The 13,324-nt window shown below is 68.3% G+C and carries 11 protein-coding genes; 3 read left to right on the top strand and 8 right to left on the bottom strand.

Features of this window, described 5'->3' with window-relative positions; all coding sequences use genetic code 11:
- The first annotated feature begins 179 nt into the window (after positions 1–179).
- Complete coding sequence (locus tag ACFXN1_RS29745; protein ID WP_379444308.1) at positions 180–542, top strand: hypothetical protein; 363 nt, start codon at positions 180–182, stop codon at positions 540–542.
- A 30-nt stretch (positions 543–572) separates the two neighbouring features.
- Here ACFXN1_RS29745 and ACFXN1_RS29740 read toward each other — a convergent pair whose 3' ends face one another.
- On the bottom strand, positions 573–1,211 hold the full coding sequence (locus tag ACFXN1_RS29740) for a helix-turn-helix domain-containing protein (protein WP_379444309.1): 639 nt from the start codon (positions 1,209–1,211) through the stop codon (positions 573–575).
- 74 nt (positions 1,212–1,285) lie between these two features.
- Here ACFXN1_RS29740 and ACFXN1_RS29735 point away from each other — a divergent pair, with 74 nt between their 5' ends.
- Together ACFXN1_RS29735 and ACFXN1_RS29730 are read left to right on the top strand one after the other, a co-directional pair.
- A complete protein-coding gene (locus ACFXN1_RS29735) occupies positions 1,286–2,032 on the top strand; it encodes an AzlC family ABC transporter permease (RefSeq protein ID WP_379444311.1) in 747 nt (248 codons plus the stop codon).
- 43 nt (positions 2,033–2,075) lie between these two features.
- Positions 2,076–2,393 (top strand): AzlD domain-containing protein, encoded by a 318-nt coding sequence (locus tag ACFXN1_RS29730; RefSeq protein ID WP_379444312.1) that lies wholly within the window; start codon positions 2,076–2,078, stop codon positions 2,391–2,393.
- 53 nt (positions 2,394–2,446) lie between these two features.
- On the opposite strand, the gene ACFXN1_RS29725 is transcribed toward ACFXN1_RS29730, so the two are convergent.
- From ACFXN1_RS29725 to ACFXN1_RS29695, 7 genes are all read right to left on the bottom strand, one after another.
- Entirely contained in the window at positions 2,447–3,175 is a 729-nt protein-coding gene (locus ACFXN1_RS29725; protein WP_379463718.1) for a dienelactone hydrolase family protein, read from the bottom strand.
- Positions 3,176–3,570: 395 nt separating this feature from the next.
- Positions 3,571–4,245 (bottom strand): hypothetical protein, encoded by a 675-nt coding sequence (locus ACFXN1_RS29720; RefSeq protein ID WP_379444314.1) that lies wholly within the window; start codon positions 4,243–4,245, stop codon positions 3,571–3,573.
- Positions 4,246–4,258: 13 nt separating this feature from the next.
- A complete protein-coding gene (locus ACFXN1_RS29715; RefSeq protein WP_379399034.1) occupies positions 4,259–4,654 on the bottom strand; it encodes an acyl-CoA thioesterase in 396 nt (131 codons plus the stop codon).
- Between the two features lie 95 nt (positions 4,655–4,749).
- Entirely contained in the window at positions 4,750–9,654 is a 4,905-nt protein-coding gene (locus ACFXN1_RS29710; RefSeq protein WP_379444315.1) for an NAD-glutamate dehydrogenase, read from the bottom strand.
- A gap of 455 nt (positions 9,655–10,109) precedes the next feature.
- Complete coding sequence (gene ettA, locus ACFXN1_RS29705; RefSeq protein WP_379398976.1) at positions 10,110–11,786, bottom strand: energy-dependent translational throttle protein EttA; 1,677 nt, start codon at positions 11,784–11,786, stop codon at positions 10,110–10,112.
- Positions 11,787–11,796: 10 nt separating this feature from the next.
- Positions 11,797–12,246 carry a single-stranded DNA-binding protein gene (locus tag ACFXN1_RS29700; protein ID WP_354834641.1) on the bottom strand — a complete coding sequence of 150 codons (450 nt, stop codon included), beginning with the start codon at positions 12,244–12,246 and terminating at the stop codon, positions 11,797–11,799.
- A gap of 130 nt (positions 12,247–12,376) precedes the next feature.
- On the bottom strand, positions 12,377–13,321 hold the full coding sequence (locus tag ACFXN1_RS29695; RefSeq protein ID WP_379399035.1) for a threonine/serine dehydratase: 945 nt from the start codon (positions 13,319–13,321) through the stop codon (positions 12,377–12,379).
- Between the last annotated feature and the right edge of the window lie 3 nt (positions 13,322–13,324).

Genomic DNA, 13,324 nt, shown 5'->3' with positions numbered 1-13,324 from the left:
GGCTTGAGATCGAGGGTTTCGATGCGCGCGGCGAAGCGGTCGGCGACCACCGAACCCACCGTGCCCAGCCGGAACGAGACGGTCTTCGGGAGTCCGGTCGGCTTCTTGACATCGTTCACGGGTCAGATGATACTTCCCTCGAAACATTCAGAGCCTGAATGATTTAGGGAGTGAAGGAAATGGACGCGTACACCGGAATCGCCATCGCGAACGCGGCGGTCGCCTTGATCTCGGGAGTCTCCAGCGTGGTGGGCATGGCACGGCCCGCGATGGCGGTGCCGGACGGTGGCCAGATCAATACGGGCACACTGTTTTTCGCGTATGCGTACGGGGCGCGGGCGGTGCCGCTGAGCATCGTGATGCTGATCCTGCTCGCGGTCGGGGCCCGTAGCGGACTGGCGCCGATTCTGGTGGTCGCCGGACTGGCTCAGATCGGCGACGCGGTCATCGGTGCGGGACGGCGCAACTGGCCGATGGCGGCCACCTGCGTCGGATTGGCGGCCGTGCACCTGCTGTCCGCCTGGTGGGTGGCCGGTCAGTGAGATCAGCTGCGCCGCAGCCGGATTCGCGGATCAGCTGTATTCGCTGACCAGCAGGGCCCAGGTGCCCGGTTCGAGAGCCTCGAAGACGTGCGGCAGATCGCCGGGGTAGCAGATGTAGTCGCCGGGCCCGAGTTCCACCGGATCCTCGGCGAGCCCGACCTTGGCGCGACCGGCGCACAGCACGATGTGCTCGACGACGCCGCGGGAGTGCGGGGCGGAGTCACGGGGGTGGCCGGGTTCGGCGGTGACACGGTAGACATCACGGCGAGCCGCAGGCGGGGAGGCCGCGAGCAGGGTGGTCCGGTACTCGGACCGCGCCGAGGCGAGGACCTGGCCCTCACCCGCGCGGATCACCTGAACCTGCGGGGTCGGCGGATCCAGCAGCCGCGAGAACTGGATGTCGAGGGCGAGGCAGAGCGCCCACAGCGTTTCGATGCTGGGGTTGCCGGAGCCCGATTCCAGTTGGGACAGTGTGGATTTGGCGATCCCGGCGCGACGGGCGACCTCGGTCAGCGAGAGTCCGGAGCGAGCCCGCTCCCGGCGCAGAGCGGCGGCGATCGCCTCCTGCGGCGACGCGGGCGCCTGCTGCGGGGACGTCGGCGCCTGCGGGGCAGACTCGGGCACCTGCTGGGCAGACACGGGCTCGGAGCGGTCGGACTGCTGGGTCATGGTGGCGTTCACAGTACCGGGATGTCGGCACGTCCCTTTGACGAACCTGGCCAGTTGTGTTCATTATAGAAAACATGCGTTCGGCATGGCGAACACTCGATCGGGGTGTGCTCACAGGTATCGCGGCGATCTGCCTGGCAGTCGCCATGATCGGCGTATCCTACGGCGCTACCGCGGTGACCTCCGGACTGCCCGGCTGGCTGCCGGTGCTCATGAGCGTCGCCGTGGTGGCCGGCGGCTCGGAATTCGTCTTCATCGGCATTCTGACCGCCGGCGGCGGGCTGGTCGCCGCCGTGCTGGCGGGACTGCTGGTCAACGCCCGGCACCTGCCCTATGGACTGTCCGTGCCCGATGTGGTCGGCACCGGCTGGCGGCGTCTGCTGGGCACCCACGTCATGAACGACGAATCGGTGGCCATGGCCCTGGCCCAGCCGGATCGGGATCGGCGGCGCGCCGCCTACTGGGTGTGCGGGCTCTCGGTGCTGGCCGCGTGGCCGCTGGGCGCGGCGCTCGGCGCCATGCTCGGCGCGGTGGTGCCCGACCCCAATGCGTTCGGTCTGGACGCCGTCTTCCCGGCCGTACTGTTCTCGCTGGTGCTGCCCGCCTTGCGCGAACCCCTCACCCGCACAGCCGCTCTGGCCGGCGCGGTGGTCGCCGCGACGACCACGCCGTTCCTGGGCGCGGGGCTGCCGGTACTGCTCGCGCTGACCGCGGTACTGCTGGTCGTGCGCCGCGCGGGCGCGAGCGAAGCCACCACCACCGCGAACGCGGATCAGGCGGCGAGGACCGAGAGCACCACCGCTGCGGCTGGGACCGTGTGATGCGGGCGATCTTTCGACGGCTGGGCTCCAGGAGCGCGCGCCGATGACCAAGACTCTCCTGGTGGGTGCCATGGCATTGGCCATGGGCACCTTCGCATTCCGGTTCGCCGGGCCGCTGTTGCGCAGCCGGGTCAGAATTTCGCCGCGCACCATCCGGCTGCTGGAGATCGCGTCGGTCGTGCTGCTCACCGCGCTGGCGGTCACCACGCTGGTGCCCACGGGCAGCGGCCAATTCGGGTGGGCGCTGCCCGCGGGTGTGCTGGTCGCGGCGGGGCTGGCGTGGAAGCGCGCGCCGCTGCTGGTGGTGATCCTCTCCGCGGCGGTGGTCACGGCGGGGCTGCGGATGCTCGGCGTGCACTGAGGAGCGACTCCTCGGTGTCTGCTGAAGAGCAAATCCTCGGCGTGCCGAATTCGCTAGCCGCGCAGCAGGTCCGCGAGCCGGGCCCAGGAATCCTCGGCGACCTCGGGCCGGTACCAATCGCGGCCAGGGAAAAGGAAGCCGTGCGGGGCGTCGTCGTAGACCACGATCTCGTGCTGGATATTGGCCGTGCTCAGCGCCTCTTCGAGTTCGTCGCGAGCCTCGGGGTCGATCAGCGGATCCTCACCGCCGAAGAACAACACGACCCGGCCCGTGATGCCGGGGGTGGCTTCGATGGTGGGTTCGGGTGTGGACAGCGGGATATCGGTATTGGTGAGCCAACCCGGGTAGAACGCGGCGGTGGCGGCCAGCGGGAGTTGAGTGGCGGCGTAGTAGGCGGCGTGCCCGCCCGCACTGAAGCCGACCATGTTCAGCGAGACCGCGCCGCGGCCGCGCAATTCGTCGAGACAGGCCGAGACATCGTCGACCACCCCGGGACGGGTCAGGGTGCGCAGCAGTTCCAGGCCGCGTTCCCGGTCGACGTGCAATTCCAGCTCGGCGCGCGGCGCGACGCGGTGGAACAGGTCCGGCAGGACGGCGATGACGCCCAGGGACGCCAGGCGGTCGGCGGCCGCTCGCGCCGTGGCGTGCTGGCCGTAGATCTCGTGTCCCACAACGACTCCGGGATACTCACCCGTTTCGGCCTGACGGGCCAGATAGGCGCTCATCACGGCATCGCCGACCTTCAGGTCGATCCACTCGGTCACGATCGCGGCATCGCTCATGCCGCCAAGGTAATCGGCACGGAGCGGGGCGACCAATCATTGCGGCTATACCGGCCATCGCGATTCCGATGGCCGGCGGACCGGCTGTCGCGTCAGCCGCCCACGGCGGGCGCGAAGGCCGGAGCCAGCAGGGCGATGCCCAGCGCCACACCCGCGAGAATGCATCTCAGGATCGTCATGATGATGGCCCCTCCCTGGTTGCGTTCGGCCCGACTCGAACGTATCCGGGCTCGAAAAACCTTACGAGCCAGGATATTCGGTGCCCCGCGCATTGGGGGCGGGTTCGGGCCGGGACTCGGTGCCGGAAGGGCGGCAGAGCCTCAGTGCCGGAGCAACGGCAGAGCCTCAGTGCCGGAGCAACGGCAGAGCCTCAGTGCCGGAGCAACGGCAGAGCCTCAGCGCGGGAGCAACGGCAGGGCGGGGCCACGACGGCGGGCCACCGAACCGTAGCGGGCGTCCAGGCGCAGCCAGGTACGAGCCGCACGCACCCGCACGATCTCGTCCACCGGGATGCGGCGGGAGTCGGTCTTCTCGCCGCCGTGCGGAATGAAATCCATGGCGGCGAGGGCGAACACCACCCGCATGGGCACCTCGACCTGCTCGCCGCCACCGGACACGGTCAGCACCGTCTGATCCAGCAGGGCGGCCGGCGGGCCGTGCTGGCTGCCGTGCTCCTGCGCCAATTCGGCTCCGCGCTCGGCCAATTCGACGAGTTTGCGGGCGGGCACGTCCTCCACATGGACGAAGCCCACCTCCGGCGGCAGCGCGGCGCGCCAGGCGGAGTCCATGGCATAGCCGAGCCCGAACGCGGCGCCCGCGTCCGGCCCGCGCAGCCCGGCGAGGACGGCGTCCGCGCCGACGGACACATCGTCCATCCCGAGGTTGGCCACCACCGTGCGCACCGCCAGCGCCTCGAATCCGGTGGTCGCCCAGGCGGAGACGTAGCGGTCCCCGCGCCGGCGCAGCCGGATAACGGCCGCCGGGTCGAGGCGAAGGGCGTGCGTGATGAAGGTGGCCAGGTTCTCGCGTTCCGCGGGATCCGGAACGTGCAGGGTCAGCTGTCCCGACAACGGTCGTTCTCGGTCAGTCGGCCAGCCACTGCGCGAGGTAGTTGCGTTCCTCGGCGGTGAGGCGGCGTAGGCGCTGGGTGTCGATGTCGAAGGCGGCCAGCTGGGTGGAGGCGATCACCGCCGGCGGGGAGTCCGGGGCGGCGCCGGCCGCGCGCACCTCGTAGCCGACGGTGAAGTCCACCGCGCGCAACCGGTCGATCCACATGGACACGTCCAGCGGCGAATCCTCATGGCGGAGCTGGCCCTTGTACTGCACCCGCAGATCGGCCAGCACACAGCCGGACCGCAGCGCAACCGTCGGTCGCTCATCCAGGAACAGCCACGGAATGCGGGCCTCCTCCAGCAGAGTGACCATGCGGGCATGGTTGATGTGCTGGAAGGCGTCCATATCCGACCAGCGCACCTCCACCGTGGTGTGGAAACGCTTCGGCTCGGCCGAGACCGGGGACTCCCCCGGACTCGGCGCTGCCGTCTTCGCCTGGCCGTTCAGCGAACCGACACTCGTCAACGCGGTACCTCCGATTGCGCACCCACCCCACTCACCATGCTGCGCACCTGCCGCGCCGCAACCGACAGCGTGGCCAGATCGTGGGTTCCGGACTCGAACAGTTCCGACAGGGCAGAGCGCGCACGGCCCAGCCGGGACTGGTTCTTGGACTCCCAGTATGCAATCTTCTCCTCGGCCGTCTCCTCCGGGTCACCGCCGGAGAGCACGTCGAGGGTGAGCGAGCGCAGCGAGCCGTACATATCATCGCGCAGCGCGAGCCGGGCCAGCGCGTGCCAGCGATCACCGCGCTCGAGGTGGCTGACCGCCTGCAACAGCCAGTCGATCTTGAGGTGATCGTTGAGCGCGTAGTACAGCGCGCCCACCTCATCACCGCTGCGATCGGTGATGTCGGCGATATCGAGCACATCCAGCAGCGGGAACTGGTTCAGCAGGCCGAACACCTCGGTGGCCAGCTCCGAGGGCGCGCCCTGCTCGACGATCGCCTGGGACTGCGCATTGAGACTGTCGATGTGGTGACCGCGCAGCCAGCCCGGCACCTTGGGCGAGAGCGTACGCACACCCTGCGCGTAGCGATGGATCTCCGCGCCCACCGCGACCGGCTGCGGGCGGTTGTTGAGCAACCAGCGCGAGGCCCGGTCCAGGGTGCGCTTGGTCTCCAGTTCCAGCACGTCTTTCATCCCCGTGGAGATCTCCGCGGCGCGAATACGACCCCACACCGAGTGCAGATCGAAGATCTGGGTCGCCGCGGTGAAGGCGCGGACCGCGTCGGAGGCCGAGGCCCCGATCTCCTCGCCCAGGCGGAAGGCATATGTGATGCCGCCCAGGTCGACCACCTCGTTCACCAGCATCGTGGCGGTGATCTCCCGGCGCAGGCGATGCCGCTTGATGGCCACACCGAAGCGGGTGCGCAGCGGGGTCGGGAAGTACAGCGGCAACCGTGCGGAGAAGTACGCCATATCGGGCAGATCGCTGGCCAGCAGATCGGCCTTGAACGAAAGCTTCACGTGCGCCATGAGATTCGACAGCTCCGGCGAGGTGAGGCCGGTGCCCTCCTCGGCGCGATACTTCATCTGCGCGTCGCTCGGCAGCGCCTCGAGCTCGCGGTCCAGGCCACGGCGTTCCTCGAGATCCTCGATGACGCGCTGGTGCACATTGAGCATGTGCGGGGCCTCGGCCCGGGACATACCCATAAGGATGTTCTGGGAGACGTTGTCCTGCAGCACGAGTGCGGAAACCTCGTCGGTCATGGAGGCCAGCAGCGGATTGCGCTCGACCTCGGGCAGCTCGCCGGAGGAGACCACGCCGTCGAGCAGGACCTTGATATTGACCTCGTGGTCGGAGCAGTCCACACCGGCGGAATTGTCCAGCGCGTCGGTGTTCATCTTGCCGTCGTGGCGGCAGAACTCGATGCGGCCCAGGGCGGTGACGCCGAGGTTGCCGCCCTCGCCGATCACCTTGACCCGCAAGGCGTTCGCGTTCACCCGGACCGCGTCATTGGACTTGTCGCCCACCTCGGCATTGGTCTCGGTGCTGGCCTTGATGTAGGTACCGATGCCGCCGTTCCACAGCAGTTGCACGGGGGACTGCAGGATGGCGCGGATCATCTCCGGCGGCGACAGCGAGACGACGTCGGCGGCCAGGCCGAGCACCTCGCGGACCTGGTCGCTGACCGGGATGGCCTTCACCGTGCGGTCGTAGACCCCGCCGCCCTCGCTGATCAGGGACCGGTCGTAGTCGGCCCAGGACGAGCGCGGCAGCGCGAACATGCGCTCTCGCTCGGCGAAAGACGTTGCGGCATCGGGGTTCGGGTCCAGGAAGATGTGGCGGTGGTCGAAGGCCGCGACCAGCCGGATGTGGCGCGAGAGCAGCATGCCGTTGCCGAACACGTCACCGGACATGTCGCCGATGCCGACCACCGTGAAGTCCTGCGACTGGGTGTCGATATCCATCTCGGCGAAGTGCCGCTTCACGCTCTCCCACGCGCCCTTGGCGGTGATGCCCATGGCCTTGTGGTCGTAGCCCACCGAACCGCCGGAGGCGAAGGCGTCGCCGAGCCAGAAACCATACTGCAGGGCAACATCATTGGCGATATCGGAGAAGGAAGCGGTGCCCTTGTCGGCGGCGACCACGAGGTAGGTGTCGTCGGCGTCACGGCGCAGCACCCGCTCGGGCGGCAGCACCGCGCCGGTGGCGCGATCGACATTGTCGGTGACGTCGAGCAGGCCGGAAATGAAGGTGCGGTAGCAGGCGATGCCCTCGGCCTGCAGCGCCTGCCGATCGGCGACCGGATCGGCGGTCGCCGCCGGCGGCTGCTTGACCACGAAACCGCCCTTGGCGCCGACCGGCACGATCACCGCGTTCTTCACCGCCTGCGCCTTGACCAGACCCAGGACCTCGGTGCGGAAGTCCTCCAGGCGGTCCGACCAGCGCAGGCCGCCGCGCGCCACCGGGCCGAAGCGCAGGTGCACGCCCTCCACCCGCGGGGAGTAGACGAAGATCTCGAATTGCGGCCTGGGCTTGGGCAATTCGGTGATCTCCTGCGGTTCCACCTTGAACGACAGGTAGTCCCGCACAGTGCCCTCGGCGTCGGTGACGTAGTAGTTGGTGCGCAGGGTGGCCTTGATCAGGCCGAGGATGGCGCGCAGGATGCGGTCGGCGTCCATGCTCACCACCTCGTCGATGCGGTGGCGGACCGCGGCCTCCAGCTCGGTGGCGTGGTCGGGATTGGCCGAGTCCGGATCGAAGAGCGCGGTGAACAGCTCGACGAACATGCTCGCCGCCTCCGGATAGGCCAGCAGCACGCGCGTGATGGCGGCCTGGCTGTACTGGAATCCGGCCTGCTGCAGGTACTTCGAGTAGGCGCGCAGGATCGCGACGCCGCGCCAGTGCAGGCCGGCGCGCAGCACCAGCTCATTGAGGCCGTCGGCCTCGGCGCGGCCGTACCAGAGCGCTGCGAACGCCTCGGTGAAGCGTTCGCGTAAACCGCGCACCTGGGCGTCGAGCACGTCGAGCCGGCTCACGGACTCCACCAGTTCGGCGTCCATGTTCCGGTCCAGCGCGCTGCGCAGCAGCTCGGGACGGGCCAGCAGGCCGAAGTCGTAGATCCACTGCTCCGGACCCTGATCGCGCTCGACGGGGTGCGGGCGCTCGTCGATCACCTCCACGCCGAGGCTCTGCAGCAGCGGGAGCACCTGGCTCAGCGAGATGCCGCCGCCACCACCGATGTAGAGCGTGAAACGCCAAGAGCCCGGGTCGGAGTCGGACCAGCGGTACAGGTGCTGGTCGATGCCCCCGTCGGGCAGCCGCTGCAGCCGCAGGATGTCGGCCACGGCACGGGTGGGCTCGAAGTCCTCCTTGTAGCTCTCCGGCAGCGACTCGGCGTAGCGCTGCGCCACCGCCGGGTCGAGCACGGTGGAGTTGGCCACCACATCGCGCAGGTGGTCGTCCCAGGTGCGGCTGGCCTCGGCGAGCAGGTGCTGGATGCGCAGCCGGTTGGGCTCGCCGGTATCGGCCACGATGCCCTGATCGGGCAGCCGGACCGTGAAATACACACTGGCGAGGTCACTTTCGGACACGCGTGCCGAATAGTCGATGGATACGCCGCCCAGCTCGCGCACCAGGATGTCCTGCATCTCCAGGCGGACGCGGGTGGTGTAGCGGTCACGCGGCAGATACACCATGCAGGCCACGAAGCGACCGTAGCCGTCCATGCGCATGAACAGCCGAACCTGGCGGCGCATACCGACATTCAGCACCGCGCTGGCGGTGCGGCGCAGTGCCTCGCCTTCGGAGGAGAACAGCTCGGTGCGCGGGAAGGCCTGGATGACCTCCAGCATCTCCTGGCCGGAGAAGGAGTCCAGGTCGAAGCCGCTGGACTCGATGATGGAGCGCACCCGGCGGTCGATGACGGGGATGTCGAGCACGTTCGCGTGCAGGGCGGTGACGGTGAAGACGCCGATGAACAGGTGCTCGCCCGTGACGACACCGGAGTCGTCGATCTCGGCCACGCCGACGAAGTACGGGTAGACCGCGCGGTGCACGGTGGCCGGGACGAGGCCCTGGGTCAGCATGAGCAGCGGCTGGTCGCCGCTGTTGTCGGGGACCCGGAAGTCGGTACCGACATTGGGGCGCAGCACGCCGAGGCTGGTCTCCGGCACGATGATGGACTTGGCCTGACCGTCCACGGTGCTGCGCTCGTAGCGGGCGTAGCCCAGCACGGTGAAGTGGCCGTCGGCCAGCCAGCGCAACAGATTGGCGCAGTCGGTGAGATCCGTTGTGGGAAAGGCGGATCTGCCCGCGGTGGCCGCGGTGTCGAGCTCGGCGGCGACCCGCTCCTGCGCCTCGCGCATGGCCTCGGTGTCCTCGATGACCCGGCGCACGTCGGTGAGCACGTCGGGCAGTGCCGTCTCGATCTGCTCGAGCTGGGCGCGGCTGGTGGCGGGGTGCAGCTGCACGTGCATCCAGGACTCGGGCAGGCCCGTGGTGCCATTGGCGTCGACCTCGTGCGGCACCGCCGTCTTCAGGCGGCCCGCGGCGTCTCGGGTCACCTCGAAGATGGGGTGCACGACCTCACTGACACTGACGCCGATCCGGCTCAGCGAGGAGGTCACAGATTCGACCAGCAGTGGCATATCATCGGTCACCAGCTGGATGGCGACGCCGAGCCCGGCCTCGTCATCCGCATGGTACACACGAACATTCGCGGTGCCGGGGGTGCGCTGGATGCCGAGATCCAGATGGCAGCGGAAGATGTGAGTGGATGTCGCGGGGATCGCGCAGTCAGCATCGCCGGCGTCGACGTGGCGGAAGTACGCCTCCTCGAGGGATACGAGATTGCCCCGCAGAGACGCGGGCAAACTCGCAGCCCAGGCCGCGCTGGACAATTCGGACGAGACCGTCATTTCGCCAACTCCTCGGATTCGGTTCCGTAACAAAGTGACGCCGATGCGAGAGTAGCTGGGCGCAAGAACTGCCGGGCTGAATTCCTCTCAATGCCGCGCCGCGTCTAATCATACGGACGAACCGGACGGTTCGGCCGTCGCCGACTTCGTCCGATATCGCCAGGTCGCATACGACAAACCTTGCACCAAAACAGTTTTCACGCACAACTGCGAATGCGAAACCGCTGAGTTCGCTATTCGATAACCGTTCATCTGGCCGGTCACGGCCCGCCATCCAGCGGGCCGCGAACCGTCCGGCAAACGTCTTCGGCCCGACGAAACGGTGATCAATCGACCATTCTTCGATGGACCGTACGGAATCCAGCGCTCGGTAGCGGACCGATGACGGACGCGATCCGGCTACCTCACCCGGGTCAGCGGGTGAGGGCGGCGGTGAATTCGGTTGGGGTGGCCCGTTATCCGCGGGTCAGCTTGCGGTGGGTGACGCGGTGCGGGCGCGCCGCTTCCGGACCCAGGCGCTCGATCTTGTTGGCCTCGTAGGCCTCGAAGTTGCCCTCGAACCAGAACCAGGAGGCCGGGTTGTCCTCGGTGCCCTCCCACGCCAGGATGTGGGTACAGGTGCGGTCGAGGAACCAGCGGTCGTGGGAAATGACCACCGAGCAGCCGGCGAAGTTCTCCAGCGCGTTCTCGAGCGAGCTCAGGGTCTCGACATCGAGGTCGTTGGTGGGCTCGTCGAGCAGGATCAGGTTGCCGCCCTGCTTGAGGGTCAGCGCCAGGTTCAGGCGGTTGCGCTCACCACCGGAGAGCACACCGGCCGGCTTCTGCTGATCCGGACCCTTGAAGCCGAACGCCGAAACGTAAGCGCGGGAAGGCATTTCCTGATTGCCGACCTGGATGAAGTCCAGCCCGTCGGAGACCACCTGCCAGACCGTCTTGTTCGGGTCGATGCCGGAGCGGCCCTGGTCGACGTAGCTCAGCTTGACCGTCTCGCCGACCCGCACCGCGCCGCTGTCCGACTGCTCCAGACCAACGATGGTCTTGAACAGCGTCGACTTACCGACACCGTTCGGGCCGATGACGCCGACAATGCCGTTGCGCGGCAGGGTGAACGACAGATCCTTGATCAGCTGCCGGTCGCCGAAACCCTTGTCCAGGTGGTCGACCTCGACGACCACATTGCCCAGGCGCGGACCGGCCGGGATCTGGATCTCCTCGAAGTCCAACTTGCGCATCTTCTCGGCCTCGGCGGCCATTTCCTCGTAGCGGCCCAGACGCGCCTTGTTCTTGGCCTGCCGCGCCTTGGCGCCGGAGCGGACCCAGGCCAGCTCCTCCTTCAGGCGCTTCTGCAGCTTCTGGTCCTTCTTGCCCTGCACCTCGAGGCGCTCGGCCTTCTTCTCCAGGTAGGTGGAGTAGTTGCCCTCGTAGGGGAAGGTGCGGCCGCGGTCCAGCTCGAGGATCCACTGCGCCACATTGTCCAGGAAGTACCGGTCGTGGGTGACGGCCAGCACCGCGCCCGGGTAGCTGGCGAGGAACTGCTCCAGCCACAGCACCGACTCGGCGTCGAGGTGGTTGGTGGGCTCGTCGAGCAGCAGCAGGTCGGGCTTGCTCAGCAGCAGCTTGCACAGCGCGACGCGACGGCGCTCACCACCGGAGAGGTTGGTGACCGGCTCGTCCGGCGGCGGGCAGCGCAGCGCGTCCATGGCCTGCTCGAGCTGGGAGTCGACGTCCCACGCGTCGGCGTGGTCGAGCTCCTCCTGGAGCTTGCCCATCTCCTCCATCAGCTCATCGGAGTAGTCGGTCGCCATGAGCTCGGCGATCTCGTTGAAGCGGTCCAGCTTCACCTTGATCTCGCCGAGGCCCTCCTCGACGTTGCCGCGCACGGTCTTCTCTTCGTTCAGCGGCGGCTCCTGCTGCAGGATGCCGACCGTCGCGCCCGGCGCGAGCCAGGCATCGCCGTTGTTCGGCTGGTCCAGTCCCGCCATGATCTTCAGCACACTGGACTTACCCGCGCCGTTCGGGCCGACGACACCGATCTTGGCGCCGGGAAGGAAGTTCAAGGTCACATTGTCGAGCACGACCTTGTCGCCATGCGCCTTTCGCACCTTCACCATCTGGTAAATGAACTCAGCCATATCGGCAAGCCTAACTGTGTGTAGTAGCGGGTTCTCCGGCAGTGTCCGCATCCACGGACAGCCGTTCCACGGGTTCGGTCCGGTCGGTTCGACCGAAGGTTTTGCGCACCACCGGGGCGGTGCAACGACCCAGGTCGGGACCCAACGCCAGGGCCCGCATCTCGAGGTCGGTGCGCTCCGCGCCATCTCGGGTGGTGTACTCGTTCGAGCGCAGCTGCCCGTACGCGATGATCGGATCACCTCGCTGCAGTGACGCCTCGACTCCTTCGATGATCCCCCGTCGCCAACAGTTTACGGTGAGGTACAGGGTGCCACCGTCCACCCAGTCCCCCGCGCCCTGATCGTAGCGGCGAGCAGTACTGGCCAACCGGAAACTCAACAGCTGTTCACCGTTCTGCAGCGCGCGCCGCACCGGATGGGTGACGATCCGGCCGATCACCGCGGTGTTCGCCTCGTACATTGCACTCCCCCTTGTCGATTCGAGCCTGTGCCTGCCGTCGACCTCAAGGTTCCCGCGCGGGCGCGGGCGGCGACAGGACCGAATCGGCGAGTGTGGACAACTCGCGGGATGTGGATAGGTTCGCGGCGCGCTACAGCGTCGCCAGGTCGGTATTGGCCCCGCACAGCACGATCACCGGCCGCTCCCCCGGCGCCGGCACGTACGCGCCGCTCTGGATCGCCGCCACCGCCGTGGCACCGGCCGGCTCCACCACGATGCGGAACTCGCGCCACAGATACTCGCGCGCCATCACGATGGCATCGTCGCTGACCAGGATGGAACGCACCGCGTAGCGCTGCGCCACCTCCATCGCGATATCGCCGATCCGGTTCGCGCCCAGGGAATCCGAGGCCACGCTCGAGACCTCGACATCCACCGGGTGCCCGGCCGCCAGCGCCGAGTGCAGGGTCGGCGCGCCCTGCGGCTCGACCCCGATCACCCGGCCACGCAGCCCCAGCGCCGCCGCGACACCGGCGACCAGACCGCCGCCACCGACCGCGACCAGCACGGGCGGCCTGCCCCGCACCTGTTCCTCGATCTCGAGCCCGACCACACCCGCGCCCGCCACGATCTCGGGCAGATCGTAGGCGTGCAGCTGCATGGCGCCGCGCTCGGCGGCGAGCTGGCGGGCGTACCGGTGCGCCTCGGCGTAAGTCGTTCCGTGCCACAGCACTTCGGCGCCGTGCGACCACATGGCCGCCACCTTGGTGTGCGAGGCCGACTCGGGAACCACCACGGTGCACGACATTCCGCGCAACGCGCTCGCCAGCGCCGCCGCGATCCCGGCATTGCCGGCCGAGGCCAGCACCACGTGGGTCTTGTCACCGCGCGCCTGCAGCAGCGCGTTGAGACAGCCGCGCACCTTGAAGGTGCCGCCGTGCTGGAGGTGCTCCAGCTTGAGGGTCACCGGGACCGGGCCGCGCGGGCCCAGGATGTCGGTGTGGAAGACGGGGGTCTTGCGGGTGTGACCGCGCAGCAGGCGGCGGGCCTGCCGCACATCGGATCGGTAGAGCCGCTTGACTTTCCGGGTCGCCATGGC

Source organism: Nocardia sp. NPDC059154 (genome assembly GCF_042755705.1).
In the GTDB taxonomy this organism is placed as follows: domain Bacteria; phylum Actinomycetota; class Actinomycetes; order Mycobacteriales; family Mycobacteriaceae; genus Nocardia.
Note: the sequence above shows the minus strand (reverse complement) of the source record. Positions and strands in the feature narration are given on the sequence as shown.